Raw genomic sequence first — 24,596 nt, 5'->3', positions numbered from 1 at the left:
AAATGATGGGCATCACATCAGGCAGTAAATTTACTTTATAAATAAGTTTCAAACCATTTTACTGTTTCCATAACCCCTGTCGTACTCACTTTATGACCAGCTTTCTCATCACTAATAAATGAAAGATTTTCCGGTTGTTTATCGTATAAAGGTTTAATCGTTTCATAAAAATGAAAGGCAGGTGAATAAGGAACGACCGAATCCTGTTTGCCATGCCAGAATAGCAATGGTCTATTTCCAAGTTTATCAGTCTGCTTACTTAAATCAAGTTCTCTAATTTTGTTCATCAAATGAGCCATTTCATCATTAGTGAGTGGAATGTCAACTCCATGACGTTGAAGTTCATCTATTTGGTGCAAGGCAAACTTCTCATAGTAAGGCATACCCATTAAGCTTGCGGCCACTTTTATCCAAGGGTATTGAGTAAGGGCACCTAATGTGACAATTCCCCCCATTGAAGTCCCAACAACACCTACTCTACTAGGTTCTATCAATTGCTCATCTTCGAAGGAACTTTTTACGATCTCCAATTCTTCGATTGTTCGAATGATGATCTCCCAGAAATGTAAATTCAGTTCGTTTCCCGACAGTCCAGTACTCCTTTCACCATGGTAGAGTGCTTCAGGAAGGATTACACGAAACCCTTTTTCAGCTAGTAAGTAAGCATAGTGCAGATTAAATTCCTTCCTGCTTGTGAAACCGTGAATAAAGATGATAGATGGAAGTTTTTCTTCCCAATTATTCGAATCCGCAATATGCAGAAAGGGGATTTCGTTAATTTTGGAATTTTTTACGGTAATCATTGTAAAGCCTCCTAATGTTAAGCCAACCTATATATTAGGTTAAGTTTAAAATAAATCGTTATTTTTTTATTAGAAAAACTTGGCGTTTGCCAAGAACTTTCGGCAAATGCCTTAGCTTTTCTTATGCGATATCTGAATAGAAATTTACTCTTATTTGCAAGTTTAGATTAAAACAGTAAAAAACTTTAACCTTCCTATTAGCCAAAACAAACGAATATTTGTTAACATAGTGTTTATAGTTATTTTTTTGGTTTTAAACATATTTATGTTGGGTACGAGAGTAGGAACATTTCTCATTTAGTGTACCATGAGGACTTTCTTTTTTCTAAAGCTTTACACTTGAAATAGAAAAAATTGTATAAAGAAGGTGTTGTTATTATGGCAGAAAAGCATTTGATCGCGCTAGACTTAGATGGTACGTTGCTAAAGGATGATAAGACAATATCATTAAAAACAAAAAAAGTGATTCAAAAAGCCCGTGAAGAAGGGCATATTGTCATGATTGCAACCGGAAGACCTTTTCGTTCAAGTGAAATTTATTATAAAGAAATGAATCTTGATACTCCAATTGTTAATTTCAACGGAGCTTTTGTGCATCATCCAAAGGATAAAAAGTGGGGAGTTTATCATACACCGCTAGAAGTAAATATTGCTAAAGAAATTGTTGAGGGATGCAGTTCCTTTCATTTTCATAACATTATTGCAGAGGTCATTGATGATGTTTACTTCCATTATCAAGATAAAAAGCTTATAGAAATATTTGGCTTCGGTGAGCCGAATGTGACGACTGGTGATTTGCGCAATTTTCTAAACGCCTCTCCTACAAGTATGTTAATTCATACCGATCAGGAGCATGTGCAAACGATTCGTGATCATCTATCGAGCCTCCATGCTGAAGTCATTGACCACCGAAGCTGGGCGGCCCCGTTTCATGTTATTGAAATAGTAAAGGCGGGATTAAATAAAGCTGTTGGGCTGAAAAGAGCAGCTGATTACTTCCAGATTCCTGCTGATAGAATTATCGCTTTTGGCGATGAGGACAATGATCTGGAAATGCTTGAATTTGCAGGATATGGAATCGCTATGGGGAACGGAATAAATGAGGTTAAATCAGTGGCAAAAGATGTTACCTTAACAAATGAAGAAGACGGTGTTGCCGTTTATTTAAATGAATTATTAAATTTGAAGCTATAATTATGCCTCATCTTAGAAAAAAGACCAAGATATTCCCCTTTTTAAAAGATTCGATTAGAGCATACTAATCAACGAGGCAGCAGATAAGCTGTTTCAATAACTTCTTTTCTGGAGGGGATTCGATTGGGTAGACGTAATAAATCGAAACGCTTTGTTCAGCAGGGTGTAGATTCCGTTACTAAACATGCAGAACGTATCCCTTATCATACAACATATGCAGAGGCTGAGGCAGAGAAAATGGCTAATGTGAAAGATTCTTCTATTGGAGGGGCATAAAATGGGGAATAGATTATTTCAAGAAGCGAAACAATCTGTAAACATGGCAAAAGCGGCATTCCCCTCTGAGCAGGCTAGCGCTGTTGCAGTAGCCAAAAATGCCTTAAGCTCTGCATACGCAAACTCGACAAGAGCAGAGCAGGAACAGTTAGCAGGCATGCAGCAAGCGTTAGATGAAATTCCTTCAAATCCTCAATCATAACAGAAACAACAAGCTGACATTCTACTTGTCAGCTTGTTGAACTTTATCCAGGATTACTGGAAGTGCATTTATCATTTTGCCTTCTTCATTTCGCTCATACAAATAAAGAATAATGGTACCGCTCTCAGGGAAATTCTCTTCCGGAAAATTTATATCTATTTTTATTGTTGACCATGAAGGAAATTTTTCCTTCGTTGCCAGCCTCTTCTCAGAAATAAATTCATTATGTCCATCCTCAACGACATAGAAAAACTCTCCGCTGTTTGACCGTGCTTCCCCAATTACTGTGTAACTCCCTTTCTCGCCACTTACCTCTATTTTTCGAAACGCATTGTTTTCCGTGGCTACTCCCTCCATGTCGTTATAACTGACGAAAGAATGGGTCATCATTTCTCCAGCATATGTCGAAAAGGAGCCAATCATGAATAAATAGGCAATAATAATCTGAAGCATTTTAACCCTCCAAAGGTAAATTAATCCTTGCGGAAGAGACCTAATACACCAACTGTTTGCACAATATTAGTAAAAGCATTTGAATCTATCTCTTTTATTATTCTTTCTAAATAAAATAATTCATAACGAGTGATAACAATCATGAGCATTTCCTTTTCCTCATTAGTAAATGAACCTTTGGCAGGTACAATGGTAATTCCTCTAAGCAGTTTTTCATGAATGACTTTTTTCATTTCATCTGATTTTTTCGTAATGATCATAACCGTTAGTTTCTCATGTCTCGTGTGAATGGCGTCAATAACCCTTGTTGACACGTAAAGCGTCACAATTGTATACAATGCCTTTTCCCAGCCGTAAAGGGCACCTGCTGTTATAATGATAATCGAATTTAATAGAAAGAAATACGTGCCAATCGGTTTATCATTTAAACGTGAAAGGACCATTGCAATAATATCCATTCCACCTGTTGACGCTCCCCATTTTAAAGTTATTCCTACTCCAACAGCTCCAATCACTCCACCAAAAACTGCATTTAATAAGATATCGTTCGAAAACTCCTTTACAGGAATCACTTCTAAAAAGATCGACATAGCCAGAACACTGATAAAACTAAATAGCGTAAAGGACCTTCCTACCTTCATCCAGCCTAGAAGAGCAACTGGAACATTTAAAACAAATAGGAAAATTCCAGTAGAGATTCTCCCTTCAAATATGCTGGATAAAAGCTGTGCAGCACCTGCAAATCCGCTGGAATAAATATTCGCTGGAATTAGGAAGAAGTTCATAGCAATCGCCGCGAGAAACGCACCAATTAATACGATGATTAATTTCTTTGTTCTTAACCAAATCATATGTGATCACCTACCTAAATTATAAGTATTACCCAAAAATGGTATTTATATTGTCTTTTTGTCCTATTTTCTATAAACTTAAGAATAAACAGTATGGAAAGCAGGTGAATATGTATGTCAGTAAAAATTTTGACAGACAGTGCAAGTGATTTACCTTTAAGTTTTTTAAAAGAAAATAATGTAACACTATTTCCATTAAAAGTTCACTTAGATGATACTGAATATGAAGATTTAGTTACGATAAACCCAAAAACAGTTTATGAAGCAATCCGTGAAGGTAAAGTGCCGAAAACGTCCCAAGCTTCTCCTCTAGCCTTTGAAGAAGCTTTTACAAACATGGCAAAAAATAATGAGGATGGAATTTATATTGCATTTTCATCAGAATTATCAGGTACATACCAAACCGCCGTTATGATGCTTGACCAAGTAAAGGAAACCTATCCTGATTTCAACCTAACTATTGTTGATACGAAATGTGCTTCACTTGGATTTGGCTTAATTGTTAAAGAAGCTGTTAAATTAGCTAAAGAAAACGCATCCAAGGAGACTATTTTAGAAGACATTACATACCGCTGTAAGCATATGGAGCATTTATTTACGGTCCACGACCTCGATTATTTAGCAAAAGGCGGACGTGTTTCAAAGGCTTCTGCATTTTTGGGCGGGCTGCTTAATATCAAGCCGTTACTGAATGTTGAAGATGGCAAGCTAGTTCCGATTGAAAAACATAGAGGAAAAAAGAAACTCCTTCGCCGCATTATTGAATTAATGAAAGAAAGAGGCGAAAACTTTGATCGTCAGGTCATAGGTATTAGTCATGCGGACGATGAAGAAACTGCTTTTGAAATAAAAGAACTAATCGTACAGGAATTTAACGTTAAAGAAGTTTTCATTTCCTCTATTGGGGCTTCCATTGGCTCCCATACTGGGTCCGGGACAATCGCTATCTTCTTTTTAAATAATGTAAAATAACACTTATCAATCCCTGCGAATACTCCTTTTCATTTTTACAGACAATATGATTAGGCTAGCCTTCTATTGAAGGTTGTCTAATCATATTGAATTTGTGAATATATGGAAAGGAGTATTCCTATTATGCCCCGTACTTCTGATAATGATAAAAAAGCGAAGGATAATAATGCCCTCAGGCATGAAAAAAATATGATGCGTGAGAAAAACCGTAAGGCAGGAAAAAACCAGTACTCTAAAACAACTGATCACCTATAAAGTGAAACTTCAATCAGTGGGGGTTTTCCGACGCACAGGACGTGCTAGTGCCGACGTTGCCACAGGACGTGGCGNNTTACGGGCTGTTGATCCCCCACTTTGAAATTTTTGTTTTACTCACCTTCTTGAAATGGGGGTCTTACAGCCCGTTAATCTGCGACAAAATAAACGAGCAAGCACAGCTTGCTCGTTTATTTCTTCATATAAGTCCAGCCTTCTTCTTGATAGATTTTCCCTTCCTTCATCAACCGCCCTAATGCACGTTTGAAGGAGGCTTTACTAAGCTGAAAGCGATCCTGTATATCCTCTGGAGCGCTTTTATCACTATAAGGCATAGCCCCGTTGCGCAATTGTAAATAGGAGAGGATTTTTTCAGAATCCTCATCAAGTGCCTCTTGTTTTCTCGGCGCTAAAGAAACATTGATCGTTCCATCCTCTTTTACATCAATTATTCTGCCTTCAATCTTTTCTCCGAGACGCGGTTCTGTTTTTCGCTGAGACTCATGGATAAAACCTTTAAACCCTTCGGCCGTATAAACCCAGCTTCCTACCTTTGCTGTTCGATAAATATGGCCATGAATGTTTTTATTAAAATCTTGTCTTGTAGCCTTTATAGACATTTGCTCGATTATTGGGTCTGTGGCAACTTTTACATAGATGCGATTATTGCGGTTCACTCTTAACGTTATATAAAGCAAATCGCCGACTTTTGGCCAAACTGACCGATGGACAGGAAGATCTTCTTTTCCAAGGAGCATATCTTTTTTTATTCCGATATTGATGAAAACACCAATTTCCTGTTTTTCATCACTAACAACTGCCCAGCCATAAGATTCTGTTGTAATCTCAGGGATCGTTGTTGTAGCTGCTGCTCTTCCCATAGAATCCGTGTATAGAAAAACTTCAATCTCTTGGCCTTCTTCCAGCTGCATATCAGTATCGTTTTTGTGTAAGAGAACATCCTCTTCGCCATCTGATAAAAAGTAGCCAAATTCAGCTGGCCTTTCAAGTGTTAGCTTTACAGTACGGCCAATATAATCTTTTATAGGCATTATTCATTCATCCTTCTAAATTTTATTAATAATCATCTATACTATATAAGACAATATCTCCTAAAGTTGTTGGGACTGCTATATTTTACTATAATTATTATTTATGCTCAACAAAACCTGTTTTTTAAATATGAGAAATATTGATATATAAACATTTTTATCTTATATCACTAGATTCTGCTTTGTAGAAGAATGTATACTCCCACATTCATTTGGGGGAGGTTTTGGGGACGTTTTTATTAAATTGGGCAGACGCTTAACCTATTTTTATTTTTAAGCCAGCACTTTTTATTTTTATAGGTGTTGGCTCCTCTTTTTTTAGGTTATTTATAAAATGTGTAAAAGACTCTGCCTGGAATACCTTAAATGGATATTCTCCGTCAAATGCATACCTCTGATCTGATAATATTAGAATATGTGGAAATGGATCCGTCATTATACCAACTGCTTTAAAATCTACATACCTTTCTAGCTTATCCTGCATCTGCTTTTCAGAGTAGATGCTTTTTTGTACTTCAATAAAGAAACCGGTATTTCTAAAGTTAAGATAGGCATCCGGCTCCGCTAGTCCCTTCTTTCCGTACTTAGGCTCTACAAGGAAAGTTTCAATTTGCCCGTGCTTTCGAATCTCCTTGTAGGTCTCAAGGATGGCTAGGAAGTGACTAATCTTTTGTGAGTTTTTCTTGATTTGTACCTCTGGACCAAAGTAAGCATATGGGCTGAATGCTGTTGATCGCTGAATGTGGCCATCTCTCAATAATCGAAGCAACACATTATTAGCTGCATACTGTGGATTTTTTAAGTTAGAAAAGTGAAGCTCTGCTATAGAGTCACGGTCCATCACTCTAAACTTATTTAGATCTTTAATGATTGCTTGATCACGCTTAGTTAACATCATTAAACACATCCTTTTCTGTTAATGCCTTTGGTTTTTCGGTTACCTCTTTCACTGGGGACTTACTAACCATAAAAGGATTGAGTAGCTTTTTGGCATTTTCCATCGTAAGGTAGGGTGCTTGGATTTCATACAGTTTATCGCTGTTCATAACAAACCTCCCACTGGTTTCAATCTTGTGAGCATCAGGAGTGTTTACTATTCTCGACTCCATTGCGTCCCTCAACTTAAAACCCATGCTTACGGTTAAATTAGCGCGGATAGTCGTGTCTAATACTTTTGCATTGGGACGCTGCATGGAAAGGATTGCGTACACTCCTAGCGTTCTGCCAATAGCTACTATTTCAGTCAATATATCCATAATCACTTCATCTTTTCTCAACATGACAAATTCATCGATGCAGACGATTAGATAAGGTCTCTTATGCTCTGCTGGTAGATCATCCACATGACCGACTTCAAATAGTTCTGTTAAATTGCTCCTTTCATCTAATTCATTTTTAATATGGAGTAGCATTTTTTGAATGTCTCTTGTACTGCTGTACACACATTTCACATGCTCCACTTTTCTAAATAAATGGAATTCAGATTTCTTGCAGTCTCCTAGATAAAGCTCCAATTCGTGTGGTTGCTTAGTCTTAATTAAAGTTGTTAAGATGGACCGCAGCTGAGTGGATTTTCCGGATCCGGTCTCCCCAGCAATCAATATGTGCGGATGCGTCAATAAATCAAAGGCGACATATTGTCCGTTCCAGTCTTTACCGCAAATAATTCCAAGTCTTAATGGGGCAATTACTGTCTTTATTTGCTCGAAGTTGTATTTTAATTCTGTTGGCATAGATGTGTGATAAATCTTTAATGTGTACTTTTTGACCTCACCATCCAACTCAATATTTTTTCCAAAGTGCTGCTGGAAGGCGAAGAAGTTTTTCTTTAGTAATTCCGGATTCAAACCATTAGGAAGCGTGAAAGTAATTTTAGAAGATTCTTTTGCTAAGTCTACAGAGTGGATTTTAGGGAAGATAAGGCGCTTATTATCTTTGTCGATTTTAAATGTTAAATGGATTTCACCCGACTTAAACGCATCAATGAGTTTTTTTCGAACCTTTAACTTTGCCCAGGTTTCTTTTATTTTCATTTCAGCCACCACACAATGGGATTTGTTTCGAGAAAATACACACCCGCTATAAGGCCTGCAATTGGTAAAGCTATTTTTAACACAGCCCCTAGAGCATGGAAACCGTAAGATTCTAAAGTTTTATCGAGACATGCCAGGGCAATTGTGGCACCTCCAGCAATGAAAAAAATCGGTTCGAATAACATTTTCGGTTCCTCCTTTTTTAAAACCACAGAATGCAATCTAAAATAAAACCCCAATCAAATTCATCTGGCCAAAAGTTATTCGCAAAGCCATCTTTAACTATGCTGACTCTATGTGCAATAAACTTATAGATGTTTGATGTTATTTCTGTTTTGTTCATAATCGTCCAGTTTACAGAATCTAAATGACAGAAAAAGTCATCTTTGCAAATATTCTGGACTGTATCATAATCCTTAATGCGATCAAAGTTTGGGTGCTCGTATTGATACCAATGACTTTCTTTTATTGCACCATCTATCTTACTTCTGATTCTAACAAGCATTCTTAACCCCCCTTTTAAATAGTCAGTCTTTTTCGAACATTTCCAATCTCCCCCGGACCCCCTCTCCAGGCCTTCCGGCTTCGCCTCCCTCTTAACAGATTTTGTTTTTGGTGTTAATACAAGCTTTTTACTTGTACTAGTGCAGTAATGTTAAACAGTTGAAAATGTTACGAAGTAGAAATGTAAAACAGATGCTTTTATGTTGCTACACATTTTCTACTGTTTTGCTTTCGTGTTAATAGCCTATGCCCATAAATTAATGTAATTGCATGTCCATCCAAAAAATATTGTGCATTTTATCAAAATTAGATTATGAAAGGAAAACAGTCGCCTAATATAGAATTGTTTAAATGGTGATGCGGATGAAGGTTAAGAGCAATATTGGGAAACTTATTGACGAATCTCCTTATAAAAGGGAGTACATAAGGAAACATTTTAATAAATCTCGAAATACAATTAGTAATTGGTGTACAGGGAAAAGTTATCCCTCTGTTCCGGAACTATTTGAATTAGCTGCTTTATTAAAATTGAAAGTGGATGATCTATATGAACAAGTGGAAACTGCTGATTGAAGAATTTGAGTTAAAGGGCTTAACGCCAGAGGACATTAGAAGAAAGTTAATGTTTTTTTTGTAACAATGGCAACCTACAAAGCAATAATGGAGTTTGATGTACCAGAAGAAAAATAACCGTCTCTTTATGAGACGGTTTTCAAAATTTTTATTGTTCTTTGTTGTTTAGGTTCCCACGTTATCAAGCCCTTTTCCTTTAACTTAATTAGATAATTAAAAACTGTACTTTTAGAGGGTATACTAGCTTTTTTAGCGATTTCTTGAACACTTGGGGAACGATCATATTTTGCAATATAATCATTAATTATTTTAAATACTTTCTCTTCAGTTCTTTTCATTCTTTCTGCTTTTGGTATATATTCATCTTCATAATAGTTCATACTAAGCACCTCTCCTTATCCTTGCTGGCGCAATCGATAAAATGTTATCTAGCTTAAAAATTCTCGGCATTCTTCTCATAAAACAAAATGCTTTAATTGAATCTTGATGAACTTCTAAAACCATTACTGTCCTTTGGCTTAATTTCTGTTTATCTGACATGTAGATCAGCTCCAAGATTTCACCAGTTTCTTCAGCTCTTAATAACAAACCTTTCATCAATCACACCACCAATGCGAATGTTTGTTCCTATTATATAAGAACGTTCGTTCTGTGTAAAGAGCAAACAAAAAAGCCCCTCTCAAGTGAGAAAGGCTTTTTACATTACTTATAAACCTCTGCAGCCTCTGCTAATAACGCTTTTGATGGTGTCTCATATTTAATGTAGCCGTCCATCTTTGTCACCCAATGGCCTCCTCCTACATCGTATTGACCTCCATGTAAATCTCTATACCCATATACTCTATATTGCTCATCAGGCTGTAAGATACGCACCATCCGCAACTTCCCTGCTGCATCTTCGGTCCACAGGTTAATCGGCTTTAATATTGTCACACGGCCAATCTGGCCCTTCTTAAACTCAGTTTTTCCCCACATTAGTTTTTCTGGAGGGGCTGGTGGTTTGCTTTCAACTCCAATAAACCAATCTAATGATTTATCACCACTGAGTTGGTTCAAATCTAAAAATCCCCCATACCAATTCACACGGCCCTTCTCAGTATATTGCCATATGTCACAAGGGTAGTCCGGTTTTATAGAAGGTTTACCATCATTTTTTCCGTAACGAGGGATCCATAGGAAGTCTGCTTTTACTTTATCCATTCCATATGGTTTATAAAAGTGATGCCCAGTATAGAGTCCGATTGGTCTGCTGTCGTTATCTTTTAAGTAATCAATAAATGCTTGGGTTGCCGATGCCATTTCTGCTTTTGTTTTGGTTGTTTGCTCTTCAACATCTACGACCAAAAACTTTGCCTCCTGATCACAACGGCTTAAAAAGTCCTTTGCTTCCCGAATTGCATCTTCTTTATCTTTAAAGAGTGAATAAATATAATGTCCAAAAGGGATACCATATTGTTTGCAACTAGCTACATGCTTTTTATATTCACGATCAATAGTTGATGTACCATATTGCGTTCGAATAATAAAAAGAGCAACTTCTTCAGCAGCTCTCTTCCAATCAATTTTATTATTAGGTTGATGATGAGAAATATCAACAATTAAGTTATTGGTCACTTTCTATCATCCTTCCTTTATTTCTTTGTGACAATTTTTGATTGATCAAACAAGCCAGCTGCAGCTAAACCAATCATTAATCCAAACATTATTTTCTCCTGTAGGGTAGCCACATCTACATAAAAAATACCTGCCAGTAATCCTAATAGTAAGGAAACTACAGGTACATATTTAACAGATATCCAATCCATCCTTTTTACCAGTTCAGTCAGAGCCAATACAACGGCAATAATAATTGCGATTTCAAACATTATTTATCATTCTCCTTTTCCAAAGTATCAATTCGCTTATGCGCTTGCTTTGCTGATTCCTCGAGCCTTGTAATACGTTCGCCATGAGCTACCATTTGGCGTTCGTTAGCTTTTAAATCAATGCGAATATCATCCACACCTTTGCCGATATAATCGAGTTGCGCCTGTATTTTAGCGTCTTGCCGTGTGTCTGTTTTAACCTCTTTTGTTCTATTTAACTGATAAGCTAGGAAGCTTACTAATAGCCCACCGATTGCAATTAAGACTCCGATTTCTACAGTCATTTGGTCACCAACCTTACTAAAAATAGCCCCGATCGGTTCGGGGCGTGGCTGATACAGGATATATAAGAAAAAAGCACCCCCTGAAGGATGCTTCTTTTATTAACCTGGTATATTCTGAAATAATGCCATTATAGTGTTTGCAAAGCCATGTAACTTTTGAATTGTCTCAACATCTGTTGTAACATCTGTGGCTCTATTCATTACTTTTCTCCACTTGCTTTCGGCCTCTTCTTGAGTTTGAGAGGCAGCAATATCTATTGCTTCTTTTAAATACTCCGCAATTTTTTCTTGATTATCATTATTTTTTGCAAGTAGTGAAATAACTTCACTAAGCCCGGCAGTGTTATGTTTTATTTCTTTTAATGTTTGTAAAACCTCTTGATCGTAATCATTTTTCCTTTTTTGCGCTTCCTGTACAGCTTTCATTTGATCATTATGAAGCTTTGTTATTCTCTTCATTTGCTCATCCATTGGGTTTACAAACTTTACTTGTGACGAAACATTTAGATCCTTCAAATTTTTAAAAATATCACCGTTCAATTTAACCTTCCTCCTTTTGTTTACTATTTTCGACAAAAGAAGTGGGTCTCCTGCATTAAAAAAAATACACTCATCGAGTGTGATTTTTGTTGAACATTTTCGTCCTAATAATTAATTCTTACCCAACTAACATTCCATGTAATTTCCTGATCTTCTCTAGAATTCGAGAGCTTAATAACTCTTTCCCCTTTTTCGTTTATTAGCAACACAGTATGGATGCCAACCTCCAACTGCTTGTATGTGTACATATTAGCTACAACATTTAATGTTACTAATGTGTCCGGGTTTAACTGTTCTATGCCCTCTATATCATTTGTAAGTATAATTTCTCCTTGTTCGTTTGGAGAATTAATGCCTCTAGCGTGGAATATAGGATTATTATTACTTAATATTTTTAAAACCTTTTTCTCTACTTCATTTTCTACTTTTTTATTAATTGCAAGCTTAATCATGAAAAACGCAGCTGTGCCTAAAATAAATGTAGCTATTGCAATAATAATACCTATAGTTGCAACGGTTTGTGTCATAAAGAATTGAGAATACTGATCTATCATTTCAACTTTAATACTTAGTTTTTCAATTTCTTTACTTAAACTATCATAAATTTCCAAAGGGAATCACTCCATAAGTTTACTATCATTAGAAGTGATTCGACAAAAAAGGAATATTTCCTGCAATTAAAAACACCTACTTTTTATAGGTGCTTGTCTAGCATTAGATTCCGATCCGTTCCCTAAAAGAGGAATATCTCCTTTTTTGTAGAAATATGATATGTCCCATTACATGACCAGGAAAGGAGATGATTCCATGTCAAACAATAATAAATCGAATGTAAGGTCGACAGCTCCTACAATTTCAACTCCAAAACCTATAGGGGAGAGACTTTTCATTATATCGTATTTTCGTCCAAAGAAACATTAAGCTGCTTGGTGCTTAACAACTAATTCAGCCGTTAATTCCTCATATTGAGTTTGCGTGATACGTCCACCCATGTAAAACACATCAAGCATTGTTTGCATTTCCTCTTGCGTTTCATACATTCCCTTTTCAATCTTCATTTTGCATCCTTTATAAGTAATCATGTTCATATTCCATTCCTCCAATTTAAATTTTATTTATATTAATCCCATTTCAACTATTACGAGCCTAAAGTCAACATCTAATACATAATTTGTTAGTTCTTCTAATGGTGTAGGCGGTTGTAGCTCTGGCTTCGGTGGTTCGTAAGGGTAGAAACCTTTTTCCGGCGTGTAACAGTGCGTGAATGGTTCTATACCTTCGGGGATTTCGCTAATTTCGTAATAAGCAAACAAATCTTTCTGGAAGTTTGTTCCATCATGATTTGTAAAAAACACTCCCTCACCTTGTACTATGGATGTTAAATTTGTAATCACGCCGTCATTTTTGGTGATAACATACATTAGATAACCCCCTTTAACAATAGAAGTTCGTTTGTGGTTGTGGCTATACCTAGCGCTTTGTTAATGTTAGATACCTTTACTAGTTTGTTATTTTTTAGTGCGTAATATTTCCCTGTTTCGAGATCGCTATACACATCCACAAATCCTCTTATAGCCACCTTACACTTTTGACCTTTAGATGCGTTATTAACGGCGATGCCTGCTATAGTCGCGCTATCAAACAACTTACCTATATACACGTTATTATTTTCCCCGTTTGCTATTCTGTCGCCGTATACTCGCGCTATTACAGCATCACTCATTGTATCATTCACAATCATAGCCCTGCCGTTTGTACTAGCGAACTGCGTTAGTAGAGTCGTTTTGTTATTAAATGCACTTCTATCAAATTTGTTGGTTTCGTGGTCGAAGTGTATATTTACCATTACTGTTGCTGTAGTATACGGATCTGCTGCAGGGTAACAAACGCCAAACGTAGATTCGTCAAATATAACCGCCTTACAATTCAATGTAGAACTAGACGCCTTAAAAGATAGCCTGTTAGCTACATCGGATAAGACAATTGAATCTAACAGAACTAAATCTCGTGATTCCGTTAATTCATACATAGCCACTATGCCGTTATTGTAAGAACTTGTAGCGAGTATTCTGCCGTTTGGTAGCAGATACAAATTATCGAAACGAGCAGAAGCTTGGAATGTTTTTACTGTGCCAATCGTTGTACCGCTAATTTCAGCTAGTATTAGCACGTTAGCGCCGTCTGTTGTAAATAACACCCATGTACTATCTATGACAAGTATGTTGCCATCATACGACTTACTTCCTGCGTGAAGGCTCTTTCCCGTTGCCACACTTAAAGTCCCGTTTGCGTTCAAAGTAATGACCGCCCCATGAGCCGCCTGACTGGAAGATGATTGCGAGCGGTAAAAGAAGAATTTATTGTTACCTAAATACGCAAGTCTAGCGTTTGTACCGTAAAACGACACTGGAATAGTACTGTCGTCAAGAAGTGTAAGTGTGTTATTAGCCCTGTTTATCTGCATTACATAAATTCTTGTGGATGATGCGGTTGTTGTACCGTCAATATTGACCAGCACTACCAATCTATCATCTTCGGTTATACAAGCAGAATAAGGAAAGTTGGTTGAAGCGGTAACGGCACTTCTGTGTGTATTTAATACCTCAAATGCAGTTGCATTTCCGTTAATATCGACACTATGATATTGTATGTGCATGGTGTTTAATACGGTATCTCTATACGTGATGACTGTATCAGTCGGTCTATTATCGACCATTAGTACCTGTACATACGTCCGATTTGTTACGGATGCGGGAAGCCCTATATGTGCGAAGGAGTCACCGAACTCCACCGTAGGATGGCTGTACTTTATTTTAATCAGTTCCCCGTTGGGATTTAACTGAACACCGTCACCAGCTACAATATTTTCTCCCGCTACTAATTCCAGAGTTTCTACACTACCGCCACCACCCGCGTTTTCCCACTTAGTCCAAATCCCGTTGACTAATGATCTTGACATTGCTCTTTTACTGTTGTTTAAATTCCACGCAATTTGCACACAATAATCAGCATTGTGCTGTATGACTTGTACGTACCACCAAGGACTGTCGCCCGTCTTAAAATCGGGAGAATGTAAAAGGCTTTGCCCCATAAAAAAACCTGTAGACTTGTAGTTGTTCCAATCTTCTATGGCCAAAATTGTGTCACTAGAAATACCTTTGTTCCATTTGTCTCTTTCTCCGACCTTAAGATGTTGCTCTTCATCGGCCAAATGCGTATTAAGATCTTGCTTAGTAGCAAGCCCGCTAAGATCGATAGCACCTACCGCGTCATCCGTATATTTTTTCAATTCAGTTTTTGTTGCATCAAGTTCAGGCATTGTAATATAAACTAGCGAACTATCAATAACAGCCGATACATTAGCTGCGTTTCCAGTTAGTATTTCAAGGTCAATATTCTTTTCAAGAACATCAGCCCCTCCATCAGCAGGGATATATTCTGCCAAATCTCTAGCATTTCCATAACAGTAAAGAATTTCACCGAGATCAGGATCTTGTGCAAAAATTCCGAGTTCGCGATAATAAAATCCACTAACAAGGTCCTTATTCGTTAGAACTGTACCTAATATTGCTCTACTTCCAGTCATAACCCTTAATTTGGTTATAGGTAAAGACTTGACTTGATTCTTTAATGCGGTTAAGTCTGCAATAGCGCTGGTGCCTAAAAAACCATCCCCAAGGGCAATTCTTGTATATTGTAAGGTTGCCCCCGCTTGCGCCTTTGCTTGCAGATTTCGCCCGCGGTTTGTTAATATTAGCCCTCCAAATGCACTCAATTAAATCACCTGCCTAATTGTTTCAAAATCACCTTCGTGAACTACCCCAGCAAAATAAAGATTCATTTCTTCTTTTTGTTGAATTATGACCCGTTCTAAATGGGCAGATAACCTTTTTACAGAATTAAGCGCTTTTATAAATTCCTCTGCTCGTTCTGCAGTAACTGATCGATTATTAGTCACTACCTGGAACCGGTATGGTAATCCCCCATATTCAAACCATTCTTCAACTCTGCCCTCATCAAATAAAGTCGCCACAAGCTCCTCGACTGCAGCCGGTGTACCCTTCTTTCTATGAAATGAAGGTGCTTTCTTAATTAGTTCTCTCTTTATTTCAATAGGTAAAGAAGTGTCATAAAAATCCAAATGAGTCTCCCATGCTAAGAGGTCTAACAGAGCATGATCTGTTATATTGTCAATGTTCGGTAAAATAATGCACTTTTGAACATCGTTTACCGTAACAGCAAATGGTGTGTCCAGAGATTTAGCAGCTGCCATTAAGTCTGGATCCTGTTTTAGATTTGGAGGCAGTAAATCTAATACACTGATTTCATGAATATTAATCATCGACTAAACCTCCATAAATCGCTTGAACTGTTCCAGTAACAGCAGATTGTGTCTTGGCTAATTCTGTAAAGATAGGGCTGCGTACTTTAATACGTTTCCCTCCTGCATCCCTAATCCTTGCAATCAATTCTGATGGGTCGATGTCTCGTCCAATCTTTGAATTTTGCCATGTTTTATAATCATCAATTGCCTTTTGGACTTTTTGTTGAATAACATCTACTGATGGAGCCTCTGAAGATGAAATATAATAATCAAAATCGATATTATATATCTCTGTTGTAGGCGCCCCCATTTGAACCTTATCAGTTAATGGTCTTTTATCTTTGGCGCTTACATAAGCTATGGCCTCGTCAATAAAAGTTTGCGAAGGGAGTTCCCCTCCTTTTAATAATATCCGTATATCCACTATCCCATCGGAAGGTGAATGAGGATAAACATCGCCAATCAGAGGACTAAAGCTTTTTAAATGATAAATATAAGCCCCTTCAGGACCCGCTGTTGAGTAACCTTCCGGAGCTAAATTTATTCGTTCTCTATAGCTTTCATCGTCCTCTTCATCACTGCCACCATTACTTGTTTCAATGTTTTCTACACTGATTAAGTAAGGTCTAGGGTCAGAAATGATATTAATCTGCCCTGGTGTGAAGTCATTGCCTATAATCCCTTCAACTGTACAACGAACCGTTGTAATTACTTCCTGCTGTCCGGCTGGTATTTCAATTGGTTCTGTAGTTTCAAAATGAATATCATTTCCTGGTCCCACTCTTAGTCCAACAGGAATCGTATAAACTGACGTTAATGCTGTACTCAACCTAAACTTTACTTTGGCCGTTGCTCTCTGAGCTTCTAATTTTTCAACACTTTTTGAAGCCCCATAATGCAGCAAGTAATCGCCTTTTGCATATTTTAATAGATTCTGTTTTGCTGAAAAATCAATTAGTTGTCTTAATTGAACTTCTCTTAATGCCTGTGAATATAAAAAGATTCGAATAGGATCCCCAGGATACAATTTTTTTCGTTTGCCTGTTTGTTGGAAATAAGCGTCCTCATAACCAGTGATTATTTCTTGAATAATTTTTTCGGGATCTGTCTCAACAAATTGGATATCAGGCAAGTTATTAAGATTCAGCAATTGCTAACACCACCCTTGGGTAAAAACCGCCGTTAGTATCCGATCTAAAACTCACATCTTGGACCGTTACTCTCGGTTCAAACATTCGTAATTTCGTAACACTTTCAACTGTATATAAATCTTGTGCTTCGTTGGTAGGCAAATCAATAATATCTGGATTTATTCCAAAACCACGATCAAACGGCACGGTCCCTTCAAAAGTCGTTAATATTATCCTTGAATTTCGGAGTATTTCTTCACTTAATGGAGAATTATCATCTAAAAGAATTTGTACGCTATCAAACTTAATCATTTATAACACCTCAATGTATTCTTCAAGCGTAATGTCTAATTTACAGCTGAATAGTTCTCCTTTATTCCAAATAATGTCCCATGAACTTGAAACACTTTCTACTGTCCATTTATTAGTTCCTAACAACTTTCCTCCAATAACCAAATATCTCGCTTCCTGTCTATGCTTCATCCGATGCCACACTTCAAGCTCAGTACGAGGCTTAACACCATTAGCAGCAGACAGGTGGATTGTGAAAGTAATTATATCTAAATCTGGACCAATATATTCCTTAATTGGTTTACGTCCAATTACATCATGTTTTTCGTTACGGACTGTTGAATCGTATTTCATTTCACTAATAGTAAGGATTCTTTTATCGTTAGAAACAAACTTAACATTTCCAAAAAATCCGATCATTTAATCACCTAATTTGTAATGGTGCCGGATACAGTTAGATTCCCATTAACCGACACGTTACTATTAATTGCTACCTCATTTTGCGTTGATATAGTTAGCTTTTTAGAAGTGTAATCATAGGTAATGGTCAATCCTTCATCAATCTTCTTAACGTACATATTTTTGTTTGGTATAGGGGGTAAATTCTCATCATTAAAATAGGCTCCTAAACAAAATCCTTGTTGAGTTCCGTTGGGTAAAAACACACATAGAACACTTTCTGTAACAGATGGGAACTTTTGCTCAAAACTCATCAATGCAATATCATCAACGACCTTATCATCGTCATCTGGAAAGGTAACCCGTATAGTTCCTTCCTGCTCATTAATTCCATCAACGATTCCGACTTTAATCAAACTAAAGATATCGTTCACTTTAATACCCCCTTAAAACCTTGTGAAGCTCAAGTGAAGTCTTGTAACCAGGTAAACTATGAATTACTTTATCAATATAATACTTCCCGCTAAAACCCCCAAAACCTTCAAGTTGAATAGTGCTTGCTGCTAACAAACGAGTATCACCGACAATTTCAAGAGTTGCCGTAATCTGTTTTTTATTTAGTTTTCTTAGAGTGCTTTGGGCAAGACGTTTTGCTTCATCAAGATCGGACACTCGCTTATTTAATTTATAAATTTTATCTTTCTCTTTATCAAACTCTCCTGGTGCGTAAAGATATTCAATTGTCTTTTTAGTTTTAGGATTGTAATACTTTAAGCTAACTCCCGCATATCCGGTATTAGTGAGAGTTGGTTTGAAGGAGTAACCTAAAACAGTGCTACTACCTTCATGAAAAGTAGCTACCGTTTTTTTCTCTTCATACTCTCTTTCATTAAAAATAATAATTTTCTTGTCAGTGACCTTGAAGGAAAAACCTTCATCAACACAAGTTTGCTGAAGAAAAGCAGCATCCGCCGCATTTGATTGTTCTTTCTTTTTGAAAAAGGGATTGGATTTACTATCAAAAAACAATTGCAGTCCATATCGTTTAGCAATTTCGTCTGCAATTCCTTTTATTGTAATGCTCTTCCAAACCTTACTTCTCTCTGTATGCATGAAATTACTATTGGCCGGAATTGATGCCCCTTTTAAATTAATTACAGAAGGTCGGCCACTATACTCCGGCTCATCTACCATAAAAAAGCCACAAGGAAGGCGAGTTGTATCCCCTTCCTTGCGCCAATTCATAGTTACTATGTTTGCCTGTAGGCTGTCACCTTGTTCAAACATCCATTGATTAATCCATTTCCGTTTAACATCGTTAATAACAATGGCCACATCGTCTGCACTGCCACTTGCGTTATCTGTATAAGTGAAAGAAAGTAAATCTTTACTTAAGGCTTCTGTAATATTTACACCTTGGTAATCCACTTCGATAAATGCTCTTCGTGCTAGCACCTTGTCACCCCCGCTTCCAAGGAGGTAAATCTGCAAATTGTTTTACACTTTGGACATCAGGAATTTCCAACGTTGTTCCTGACGAAAATATCACTGTTGATGAATAGGAAGGATTAGCTTTCATTAATTTATCTGCATAAAATTCATTGCCGTAGACCTTCCGTGATATGATGTCCCACATATCACCTTGGACCGTTGTATAATTCAAACTATCCCCTCCTTATTCAAAATGTTAATCGTTCTTTTTCAGCTTGAAAATTCCTATACCAACGATCAAAATCTTGTTGGCCTTTTTGTTGTGCTGCCTCAACCTCTGATTTAGTTGCATTCCCTTGAATGATAATATTAGGACTATAAATAATCTGTGTTTGATTGTTATTGTTTGTAGGTGAGTTTAACAAAGAATTAAGTTTCGATAGAGGAAGAACGGCTTCTTGTTCAGCTCCCTCACCGATCATGGCTAAAGTTGGTCCGGTTGTAATACCGCCAGCTGCTAACATCGGTATTTTGGGAATATTAAACCCAATCGATTTCCCACCGGCTCCCGGTACCCAATCCGGAACTTTAACATTTAGTTTATTAATTCCACCAATCATTGCGTTAGCCGCCATAATTAATGCATTAATTGCTACTTTTCCTGCATTAGTTACTCCTTGAAAAAGCCCTGTTATTAAACCCTTGATTGAGCTGACTACCGAACTAACGATTGTACTTAAAGTTTGGAAAGGTGTAGCCATTGCAATTTGGAGTTTTTGGAATAAATTTATGATATTACTCCATAGATTTTGTAAAAACGCCCATATAGCCTGAAAGTTCCCTTTCACACTTCCGACAATGTTACTAAAAGTACTTTTAATTGCTCCAAATGCTAGTGAAAACACATTTCGAACCGCACTTACTATCGACATGAACACATTTACTCCGAATGTTCGTGCCATATTAAATACTTGCATGAAGGTATTAACACCATTTCTTACAACACCAATAACATTCATTATTGCTTTAAATATTGTTTTAAATATACTTCCTGCAATCTTATAGAAACCATCAGCCATCAAATGATAGTAATATTGGACATTGGTAATTATTTTTTGCCCAAGGCCTTTAAAAAAGTTAACGAAAGCTTTTGCAATTGTTTTGATTGTGCCAACTAATTTTCCTACCATTATTAGGTTCCAGAGGTTCCATAAAAATTGAATTGCTCCTCCGAAAAGCTTTTTAACTCCGATCCATATACCGGCCCAATCGCCAGTAAATAAGGAAGAGAATACTTTGACTAATCCTAGAATAATGTTCAGAGCTCCTTGGATAACGCCTTTTACGTTTGCCCAGACTGATTTAAGAATAAATAAAACCACTGGGGCCATAACCTGAACTACTTTAGCAATGAATCCAAATACATTTTTAACTGCTTGGATGATCTGGGTGCCGTTTTCATTCCAAAAGGCTCCTATCTGACCTAGAATTCCTTTAATAAAGGAAACCGCATCTAATAAAATGGGTGCTATTACCGAAATAACAGTAGCTACAATAGTGCTGATTTTACTAAACACTACTCGAAAGCCACTAATAATCTTTGCTCCATCTTTGTTCCAAAATGCTTGGATTTTCCCAATAAACCCTCTTACTGAAGAAACCGCTTGTGATAATATAGGTTTTATTATAGATATAGCGTTACTAATAACCGGCTTAATTCTATTAAAAGTGTTTGCAACCACATTTTTAACTATTTTAAAGCCTTCCGAAACACGTGAAATGTCAGGTAAAAGCTTTTTAAATTTCGAAAACCCAGCTATAACTTTTTCTACATCTATTTTTTTTACAACTCCGATAATCTGCTTTAATCTATCGTTCACAATAGGCAATAAAGGTGTTCCGAATTTTGCCAGCAATTCTTCCCAAGTATTCTTTAACATAGCTACATTGTTCGCATAAGATTGTGCCTCACGTTCACCTTGACCAAAAACCCCTGCAGCAGTATGCTGCCTCAATGCTTCTTGCGTTTTTAATACTTCTTGTTCAGTGACAGTAAGCTTATCCCATTTCTTTTTATACTTCTCAAGGGCCTTAGTATTCAACAGTGTTACGTTCATGTTTACCATCGCTGTATCGACTGAAGAGTATTCCCCTTTAATCATAGCCATGAATCTTGCAGTAGTGTCAGCCATTGATTCATTCGCAAACATGTTTGCATCAACACTTCGTTCTAAATAATTCTGTGCGAGCTCATATGCCTTTTTTTCCTCGACACCTTTACCTTTTAAGATTGCATAGTATTGCATTAATGTGCTTTGTAATTCTCCTGGGTGTTTGTTCCACTTATCACCCATCTGCTTTAGGTATAGATCGGACGTTGCTTTCATACTACCCATAACTTGGTCATACTGCTCTTGGACAGCTTGAAGCTCTGCTGTTGTTTCAATCATTTTCTTACCAAAATCAATAATCTGTTTTACTGCAAAAGCGCCGGCAATAGCTCCGCCTAATCCAAGGACAACGCCTTTTAAAGAACCAAAGGTTCTTCCTAATAGTCTCGCTTGCGCATTCAATTGACCTGCATTCCTGTTGGTGTTTGAAAGTGTTCTATTAGCGTTTGCAAATGCTGTACGCATTGAAGAGTTCAAGTTTGCGCCTATCTGAAAGGCGATTTGATAATTACGGATGTTACTCATTTTTCTTTCATCACCGCCTCGGCATCCTTAATGGTTTCACCAAGTTCGTAAAGGGTTAATTTCATAAAGTAATCCATGCTAGTTTTTAAAGAAATAGAAAGGCGAATGCAAGTCTTTCTTAGCATTCGCCCGTCAATTGCTTTGATATATTTGTGATTATCTTTTTTGATAATGCCTATGCGTTCAAAAAACCCATAACCACATTTTTTACCTTTAGGCCTTCTGTTGCAGGTAACCCCTCAAAAAATTCTACTGGCTTCCCAGATGCCTTAGAGGCAACTATGATCGCATAACCTAATGAGAGTTCATTCATTACTGAAAATTGCCCTGATGTACTGAATTGAACATCAGCATCTATTAAGTCGCTAGTTTTCATATCATCCAATCCGCTCAAATCAACTTCTTTGTAATCCGTATTTTCAAATTTATATGGTTTCTTAAAAATGATTTTTTTAAGGTTCATTGGAATTATTCCTCCATGTTTATATTAAATTCCGAATATCAGCTAATAAATCTTCACCGTCAACAATGTAAACGAAATTAAGTTTATCTAGCTCTAATAAAACTCTTCCGTTTTCCTCAATTTTCAAATACAACACTTCGATTGTGTTTTTACTTTCAGTAGGTGACCCAACTGCGAGTTTCCCTAGTTCTAGAGCCTTCGGAATACCCCTTAAGGTAATTTTAAGCCCTCTTTGACTTATTTTCCCCTGTGCAGTATCGTAACTTTGTTGAGCAGCTCTTAGCACTATTGAACGGCCTTTATTCTTTAACATATTAAATGACTTATCCATTAAGGTTCTGAATGGAATTTCAATTGTAATGCTGCTAAAGTGGCCAGGAGTTGGACTTTCATATTCACCAAGCAAACCCGCTCCGGAAATTGTTTCGGACATAGCTTCTAGGGTAGGCAATGTTACTTCTGCAGCAACTCCTACTAGTTTCTCTGTATCATCGTACACATTATAGTTAACAACTTTCTCTGGAATTGGATTACTCATCCTTATTCACCTCCAAATAAAGAATCTGTTAAAATTGTTGGGTCAAATTCAAGTTCGTTTGTAATAAGTTCTGCCGGAGTAAAGAAAGCAAGTTTTTGAACAAACTTAATTCTTCCATTAAGAATTTCGATTACAGGGTTATTTTCTTTGCTGAATTCAATTTTAGCTCCAGCTATTTGTCCTTTAGCTTGGAAGCCATTTGCTCTAATATTCTCGCTATCTACAACACTCTCGATCAAACGATAATTAGTTGCATCGTCAACCTTATCGAAATAGTTCTGAATGAATGAGTTCCCCCACCAATCAAACATTCGGCGAACAGGAATGAAACGGTCTTTAGGGTCGTTGTAATCACCTTTTTCTGGATCGTAGGCAGCAGTATTATTCCCCCATACTCTCCATCCGCCCATGTTAATTGCAGTAACAATCCCCATGCCATTTAACACGTTACCTTGAATTTGGTCTAGGAAAACTTCGAGATCGTCATCGTTTACCATAGCACTAATTGGAATCTTTAAGTTAGATGGTGATTTATATGGTACATTTTCATTTTCTCCATCTCGTTTTGCAATTGAAGCAGCAACAATTGTGCTATACCGATAAATTTTTCCCTTTATTTTCGACTTTGGCCAGCAAATAATAGAGCTCTTATCGGTGTATAAATTGTTTATTTTATTTTCGCCAGCTTCTTCCTTTGTCTTACCGGTAACATCAAGAATATTCGTTGCATTGAAGCAACCATTTATTTTATAAGACTTTGCCACTAAAATAGCCCCTACTTCTGCATGGTGTGAGAAGCCAGGAGCTAATAAGATATTAGGAATAACACCTAATGTCGGATATATCGTTTGAATAAGCTCTAAACCTTTGAATTTATTTGCTGATGCGTCATAACCACCAATAATGTCTAGGTTGGTTACTTTACTAGGATCCAGTTCGTCATAGATGACTTGTAATTCAGTTTCCGCAGTTGGAATGGATCCAGATGAAAGAATTGATATTAACGGTTTTCCGTCTTTATCAAAGTCAGCAATATAATCTTGGTCTTTTACATATTCGGTAACGCCATCTTTACTTTTAACTACTAGGGATTTTAAAAGGACACCTTCTTTATCAATTTTTGCCTCTTTATTTAAGATTGCAATTGAATGAGAAGGAATGTTTTTCTTATGGACAGCTGGATCTAATACATTGATAAATACAACAGGTCCCACTTGAAATTGTTTGAAACTAGCATCCATGACTTCACATAGAGTGTAATCTTTCCAGTTATCCGAATAACCTAATTTTTTTACTGCCTCATCAAACGATTTGATTAAAATAGGCTTATTTACAACTTCTTCGGGGTTTCCAATTAAATGTACTGGTGCTGTTCCTGTAATGACCTGAACAGCCGAAAGTGCCTCCTGTGGCCTTGGAATTGATGTTGGTTTTTCTTCAATATTAATTCCATGTTGATAATTCATT

The 24,596-nt window shown here is 36.9% G+C and carries 36 protein-coding genes; 6 read left to right on the top strand and 30 right to left on the bottom strand.

Annotated features, from left to right (window positions below):
* Positions 1 to 35: 35 nt before the first annotated feature.
* Positions 36 to 803, bottom strand: coding sequence for a prolyl oligopeptidase family serine peptidase (locus V7127_RS02755; protein ID WP_335354208.1), 768 nt, complete (start codon positions 801 to 803; stop codon positions 36 to 38).
* A 378-nt stretch (positions 804 to 1,181) separates the two neighbouring features.
* Between V7127_RS02755 and V7127_RS02750 the strand changes: the two genes are divergently transcribed.
* From V7127_RS02750 to V7127_RS02740, 3 genes are all read left to right on the top strand, one after another.
* On the top strand, positions 1,182 to 1,997 hold the full coding sequence (locus V7127_RS02750) for a Cof-type HAD-IIB family hydrolase (protein WP_335354207.1): 816 nt from the start codon (positions 1,182 to 1,184) through the stop codon (positions 1,995 to 1,997).
* A 123-nt stretch (positions 1,998 to 2,120) separates the two neighbouring features.
* Complete coding sequence (locus V7127_RS02745) at positions 2,121 to 2,273, top strand: hypothetical protein (RefSeq protein ID WP_335343993.1); 153 nt, start codon at positions 2,121 to 2,123, stop codon at positions 2,271 to 2,273.
* A 1-nt stretch (position 2,274) separates the two neighbouring features.
* Positions 2,275 to 2,475, top strand: a complete 201-nt coding sequence (locus V7127_RS02740) for a DUF3813 domain-containing protein (RefSeq protein WP_335343994.1) — start codon at positions 2,275 to 2,277, stop codon at positions 2,473 to 2,475.
* 21 nt (positions 2,476 to 2,496) lie between these two features.
* On the opposite strand, the gene V7127_RS02735 is transcribed toward V7127_RS02740, so the two are convergent.
* Together V7127_RS02735 and V7127_RS02730 are read right to left on the bottom strand one after the other, a co-directional pair.
* A complete protein-coding gene (locus V7127_RS02735; RefSeq protein WP_335343995.1) occupies positions 2,497 to 2,928 on the bottom strand; it encodes a Gmad2 immunoglobulin-like domain-containing protein in 432 nt (143 codons plus the stop codon).
* Between the two features lie 20 nt (positions 2,929 to 2,948).
* Entirely contained in the window at positions 2,949 to 3,779 is an 831-nt protein-coding gene (locus V7127_RS02730) for a YitT family protein (RefSeq protein ID WP_335354206.1), read from the bottom strand.
* Positions 3,780 to 3,893: 114 nt separating this feature from the next.
* On the opposite strand from V7127_RS02730, the gene V7127_RS02725 reads away from it, so the two are divergent.
* Complete coding sequence (locus V7127_RS02725) at positions 3,894 to 4,751, top strand: DegV family protein (protein ID WP_335354205.1); 858 nt, start codon at positions 3,894 to 3,896, stop codon at positions 4,749 to 4,751.
* A gap of 123 nt (positions 4,752 to 4,874) precedes the next feature.
* Positions 4,875 to 5,006 (top strand): DUF3941 domain-containing protein, encoded by a 132-nt coding sequence (locus tag V7127_RS02720; RefSeq protein ID WP_082677191.1) that lies wholly within the window; start codon positions 4,875 to 4,877, stop codon positions 5,004 to 5,006.
* 191 nt (positions 5,007 to 5,197) lie between these two features.
* On the opposite strand, the gene V7127_RS02715 is transcribed toward V7127_RS02720, so the two are convergent.
* From V7127_RS02715 to V7127_RS02695, 5 genes are all read right to left on the bottom strand, one after another.
* On the bottom strand, positions 5,198 to 6,058 hold the full coding sequence (locus V7127_RS02715; RefSeq protein ID WP_335483373.1) for a CvfB family protein: 861 nt from the start codon (positions 6,056 to 6,058) through the stop codon (positions 5,198 to 5,200).
* Positions 6,059 to 6,314: 256 nt separating this feature from the next.
* Complete coding sequence (locus V7127_RS02710; RefSeq protein ID WP_335483371.1) at positions 6,315 to 6,956, bottom strand: hypothetical protein; 642 nt, start codon at positions 6,954 to 6,956, stop codon at positions 6,315 to 6,317.
* Positions 6,943 to 8,091 (bottom strand): FtsK/SpoIIIE domain-containing protein, encoded by a 1,149-nt coding sequence (locus V7127_RS02705; protein ID WP_335483369.1) that lies wholly within the window; start codon positions 8,089 to 8,091, stop codon positions 6,943 to 6,945. The genes V7127_RS02710 and V7127_RS02705 overlap by 14 nt, the downstream gene beginning before the upstream one ends.
* Positions 8,088 to 8,276: a hypothetical protein gene (locus V7127_RS02700; protein WP_335483367.1), complete on the bottom strand. Its 189-nt coding sequence runs from the start codon at positions 8,274 to 8,276 to the stop codon at positions 8,088 to 8,090. The genes V7127_RS02705 and V7127_RS02700 overlap by 4 nt, the downstream gene beginning before the upstream one ends.
* Positions 8,277 to 8,293: 17 nt before the next feature.
* Positions 8,294 to 8,596, bottom strand: coding sequence for a hypothetical protein (locus V7127_RS02695; RefSeq protein WP_335483365.1), 303 nt, complete (start codon positions 8,594 to 8,596; stop codon positions 8,294 to 8,296).
* Positions 8,597 to 8,946: 350 nt separating this feature from the next.
* Between V7127_RS02695 and V7127_RS02690 the strand changes: the two genes are divergently transcribed.
* Positions 8,947 to 9,168, top strand: a complete 222-nt coding sequence (locus tag V7127_RS02690; RefSeq protein WP_335483363.1) for a helix-turn-helix transcriptional regulator — start codon at positions 8,947 to 8,949, stop codon at positions 9,166 to 9,168.
* Positions 9,169 to 9,293: 125 nt separating this feature from the next.
* On the opposite strand, the gene V7127_RS02685 is transcribed toward V7127_RS02690, so the two are convergent.
* The 22 genes from V7127_RS02685 to V7127_RS02580 form a co-directional block, all read right to left on the bottom strand.
* Positions 9,294 to 9,548, bottom strand: coding sequence for a LexA family protein (locus tag V7127_RS02685; RefSeq protein ID WP_335483361.1), 255 nt, complete (start codon positions 9,546 to 9,548; stop codon positions 9,294 to 9,296).
* 1 nt (position 9,549) lies between these two features.
* Positions 9,550 to 9,765, bottom strand: a complete 216-nt coding sequence (locus V7127_RS02680) for a hypothetical protein (protein ID WP_335483359.1) — start codon at positions 9,763 to 9,765, stop codon at positions 9,550 to 9,552.
* Between the two features lie 105 nt (positions 9,766 to 9,870).
* Positions 9,871 to 10,782: a GH25 family lysozyme gene (locus V7127_RS02675; RefSeq protein WP_335483357.1), complete on the bottom strand. Its 912-nt coding sequence runs from the start codon at positions 10,780 to 10,782 to the stop codon at positions 9,871 to 9,873.
* Positions 10,783 to 10,799: 17 nt separating this feature from the next.
* Entirely contained in the window at positions 10,800 to 11,033 is a 234-nt protein-coding gene (locus V7127_RS02670) for a hypothetical protein (RefSeq protein ID WP_335483355.1), read from the bottom strand.
* Complete coding sequence (locus V7127_RS02665) at positions 11,033 to 11,317, bottom strand: hypothetical protein (RefSeq protein ID WP_335483353.1); 285 nt, start codon at positions 11,315 to 11,317, stop codon at positions 11,033 to 11,035. The genes V7127_RS02670 and V7127_RS02665 overlap by 1 nt, the downstream gene beginning before the upstream one ends.
* Positions 11,318 to 11,416: 99 nt before the next feature.
* Entirely contained in the window at positions 11,417 to 11,857 is a 441-nt protein-coding gene (locus V7127_RS02660) for a hypothetical protein (RefSeq protein ID WP_335483351.1), read from the bottom strand.
* Between the two features lie 104 nt (positions 11,858 to 11,961).
* Positions 11,962 to 12,468 carry a hypothetical protein gene (locus V7127_RS02655; RefSeq protein WP_335483349.1) on the bottom strand — a complete coding sequence of 169 codons (507 nt, stop codon included), beginning with the start codon at positions 12,466 to 12,468 and terminating at the stop codon, positions 11,962 to 11,964.
* 306 nt (positions 12,469 to 12,774) lie between these two features.
* A complete protein-coding gene (locus V7127_RS02650; RefSeq protein WP_335483347.1) occupies positions 12,775 to 12,945 on the bottom strand; it encodes a hypothetical protein in 171 nt (56 codons plus the stop codon).
* A gap of 27 nt (positions 12,946 to 12,972) precedes the next feature.
* Positions 12,973 to 13,278: a hypothetical protein gene (locus V7127_RS02645; protein ID WP_335483345.1), complete on the bottom strand. Its 306-nt coding sequence runs from the start codon at positions 13,276 to 13,278 to the stop codon at positions 12,973 to 12,975.
* On the bottom strand, positions 13,278 to 15,632 hold the full coding sequence (locus V7127_RS02640) for a phage tail-collar fiber domain-containing protein (RefSeq protein WP_335483343.1): 2,355 nt from the start codon (positions 15,630 to 15,632) through the stop codon (positions 13,278 to 13,280). The genes V7127_RS02645 and V7127_RS02640 overlap by 1 nt, the downstream gene beginning before the upstream one ends.
* Positions 15,633 to 16,199 carry a phage tail protein I gene (locus tag V7127_RS02635; RefSeq protein WP_335483341.1) on the bottom strand — a complete coding sequence of 189 codons (567 nt, stop codon included), beginning with the start codon at positions 16,197 to 16,199 and terminating at the stop codon, positions 15,633 to 15,635.
* Positions 16,192 to 17,331 carry a baseplate assembly protein gene (locus V7127_RS02630; protein ID WP_335483339.1) on the bottom strand — a complete coding sequence of 380 codons (1,140 nt, stop codon included), beginning with the start codon at positions 17,329 to 17,331 and terminating at the stop codon, positions 16,192 to 16,194. Before V7127_RS02630 ends, V7127_RS02635 begins: the two co-directional genes overlap by 8 nt.
* Positions 17,318 to 17,623 carry a hypothetical protein gene (locus tag V7127_RS02625; RefSeq protein ID WP_335483337.1) on the bottom strand — a complete coding sequence of 102 codons (306 nt, stop codon included), beginning with the start codon at positions 17,621 to 17,623 and terminating at the stop codon, positions 17,318 to 17,320. The genes V7127_RS02630 and V7127_RS02625 overlap by 14 nt, the downstream gene beginning before the upstream one ends.
* A complete protein-coding gene (locus V7127_RS02620) occupies positions 17,624 to 18,022 on the bottom strand; it encodes a phage tail protein (protein ID WP_335483335.1) in 399 nt (132 codons plus the stop codon).
* Between the two features lie 8 nt (positions 18,023 to 18,030).
* A complete protein-coding gene (locus tag V7127_RS02615; RefSeq protein ID WP_335483333.1) occupies positions 18,031 to 18,435 on the bottom strand; it encodes a hypothetical protein in 405 nt (134 codons plus the stop codon).
* A 1-nt stretch (position 18,436) separates the two neighbouring features.
* Positions 18,437 to 19,429: a phage late control D family protein gene (locus V7127_RS02610; protein ID WP_335483331.1), complete on the bottom strand. Its 993-nt coding sequence runs from the start codon at positions 19,427 to 19,429 to the stop codon at positions 18,437 to 18,439.
* 31 nt (positions 19,430 to 19,460) lie between these two features.
* On the bottom strand, positions 19,461 to 19,664 hold the full coding sequence (locus V7127_RS02605) for a tail protein X (protein ID WP_335483329.1): 204 nt from the start codon (positions 19,662 to 19,664) through the stop codon (positions 19,461 to 19,463).
* 16 nt (positions 19,665 to 19,680) lie between these two features.
* Positions 19,681 to 22,128, bottom strand: a complete 2,448-nt coding sequence (locus V7127_RS02600) for a phage tail protein (protein WP_335483327.1) — start codon at positions 22,126 to 22,128, stop codon at positions 19,681 to 19,683.
* On the bottom strand, positions 22,125 to 22,253 hold the full coding sequence (locus V7127_RS02595; protein ID WP_335483325.1) for a hypothetical protein: 129 nt from the start codon (positions 22,251 to 22,253) through the stop codon (positions 22,125 to 22,127). The genes V7127_RS02600 and V7127_RS02595 overlap by 4 nt, the downstream gene beginning before the upstream one ends.
* 50 nt (positions 22,254 to 22,303) lie before the next feature.
* Entirely contained in the window at positions 22,304 to 22,591 is a 288-nt protein-coding gene (locus V7127_RS02590; RefSeq protein WP_335483323.1) for a hypothetical protein, read from the bottom strand.
* A 19-nt stretch (positions 22,592 to 22,610) separates the two neighbouring features.
* Entirely contained in the window at positions 22,611 to 23,129 is a 519-nt protein-coding gene (locus tag V7127_RS02585; RefSeq protein WP_335483321.1) for a phage major tail tube protein, read from the bottom strand.
* Positions 23,130 to 23,131: 2 nt separating this feature from the next.
* Positions 23,132 to 24,595 (bottom strand): phage tail sheath family protein, encoded by a 1,464-nt coding sequence (locus tag V7127_RS02580; RefSeq protein ID WP_335483319.1) that lies wholly within the window; start codon positions 24,593 to 24,595, stop codon positions 23,132 to 23,134.
* Between the last annotated feature and the right edge of the window lies 1 nt (position 24,596).

The sequence above is a fragment of the Bacillus sp. JJ1773 genome, assembly GCF_036962035.1.
Lineage (GTDB): Bacteria > Bacillota > Bacilli > Bacillales > Cytobacillaceae > Cytobacillus.
This window is presented reverse-complemented; position numbering and strand designations above follow the sequence as displayed.

Excerpts from the sequence above, each read along its gene's own strand:
- V7127_RS02755 (WP_335354208.1), bottom strand. The coding sequence starts at position 803 with ATGATTACCGTAAAAAATTCCAAAATTAACGAAATCCCCTTTCTGCAT.
- V7127_RS02750 (WP_335354207.1), top strand. The coding sequence starts at position 1,182 with ATGGCAGAAAAGCATTTGATCGCGCTAGACTTAGATGGTACGTTGCTA.
- V7127_RS02740 (WP_335343994.1), top strand. The coding sequence starts at position 2,275 with ATGGGGAATAGATTATTTCAAGAAGCGAAACAATCTGTAAACATGGCA.
- V7127_RS02735 (WP_335343995.1), bottom strand. The coding sequence starts at position 2,928 with ATGCTTCAGATTATTATTGCCTATTTATTCATGATTGGCTCCTTTTCG.
- V7127_RS02730 (WP_335354206.1), bottom strand. The coding sequence starts at position 3,779 with ATGATTTGGTTAAGAACAAAGAAATTAATCATCGTATTAATTGGTGCG.
- V7127_RS02725 (WP_335354205.1), top strand. The coding sequence starts at position 3,894 with ATGTCAGTAAAAATTTTGACAGACAGTGCAAGTGATTTACCTTTAAGT.
- V7127_RS02720 (WP_082677191.1), top strand. The coding sequence starts at position 4,875 with ATGCCCCGTACTTCTGATAATGATAAAAAAGCGAAGGATAATAATGCC.
- V7127_RS02715 (WP_335483373.1), bottom strand. The coding sequence starts at position 6,058 with ATGCCTATAAAAGATTATATTGGCCGTACTGTAAAGCTAACACTTGAA.
- V7127_RS02710 (WP_335483371.1), bottom strand. The coding sequence starts at position 6,956 with ATGATGTTAACTAAGCGTGATCAAGCAATCATTAAAGATCTAAATAAG.
- V7127_RS02705 (WP_335483369.1), bottom strand. The coding sequence starts at position 8,091 with ATGAAAATAAAAGAAACCTGGGCAAAGTTAAAGGTTCGAAAAAAACTC.
- V7127_RS02700 (WP_335483367.1), bottom strand. The coding sequence starts at position 8,276 with ATGTTATTCGAACCGATTTTTTTCATTGCTGGAGGTGCCACAATTGCC.
- V7127_RS02695 (WP_335483365.1), bottom strand. The coding sequence starts at position 8,596 with ATGCTTGTTAGAATCAGAAGTAAGATAGATGGTGCAATAAAAGAAAGT.
- V7127_RS02690 (WP_335483363.1), top strand. The coding sequence starts at position 8,947 with ATGGTGATGCGGATGAAGGTTAAGAGCAATATTGGGAAACTTATTGAC.
- V7127_RS02685 (WP_335483361.1), bottom strand. The coding sequence starts at position 9,548 with ATGAACTATTATGAAGATGAATATATACCAAAAGCAGAAAGAATGAAA.
- V7127_RS02680 (WP_335483359.1), bottom strand. The coding sequence starts at position 9,765 with ATGAAAGGTTTGTTATTAAGAGCTGAAGAAACTGGTGAAATCTTGGAG.
- V7127_RS02670 (WP_335483355.1), bottom strand. The coding sequence starts at position 11,033 with ATGTTTGAAATCGCAATTATTATTGCCGTTGTATTGGCTCTGACTGAA.
- V7127_RS02665 (WP_335483353.1), bottom strand. The coding sequence starts at position 11,317 with ATGACTGTAGAAATCGGAGTCTTAATTGCAATCGGTGGGCTATTAGTA.
- V7127_RS02650 (WP_335483347.1), bottom strand. The coding sequence starts at position 12,945 with ATGAACATGATTACTTATAAAGGATGCAAAATGAAGATTGAAAAGGGA.
- V7127_RS02645 (WP_335483345.1), bottom strand. The coding sequence starts at position 13,278 with ATGTATGTTATCACCAAAAATGACGGCGTGATTACAAATTTAACATCC.
- V7127_RS02635 (WP_335483341.1), bottom strand. The coding sequence starts at position 16,199 with ATGATTAATATTCATGAAATCAGTGTATTAGATTTACTGCCTCCAAAT.
- V7127_RS02625 (WP_335483337.1), bottom strand. The coding sequence starts at position 17,623 with ATGATTAAGTTTGATAGCGTACAAATTCTTTTAGATGATAATTCTCCA.
- V7127_RS02620 (WP_335483335.1), bottom strand. The coding sequence starts at position 18,022 with ATGATCGGATTTTTTGGAAATGTTAAGTTTGTTTCTAACGATAAAAGA.
- V7127_RS02600 (WP_335483327.1), bottom strand. The coding sequence starts at position 22,128 with ATGAGTAACATCCGTAATTATCAAATCGCCTTTCAGATAGGCGCAAAC.
- V7127_RS02595 (WP_335483325.1), bottom strand. The coding sequence starts at position 22,253 with ATGCTAAGAAAGACTTGCATTCGCCTTTCTATTTCTTTAAAAACTAGC.
- V7127_RS02590 (WP_335483323.1), bottom strand. The coding sequence starts at position 22,591 with ATGAACCTTAAAAAAATCATTTTTAAGAAACCATATAAATTTGAAAAT.
- V7127_RS02585 (WP_335483321.1), bottom strand. The coding sequence starts at position 23,129 with ATGAGTAATCCAATTCCAGAGAAAGTTGTTAACTATAATGTGTACGAT.
- V7127_RS02580 (WP_335483319.1), bottom strand. The coding sequence starts at position 24,595 with ATGAATTATCAACATGGAATTAATATTGAAGAAAAACCAACATCAATT.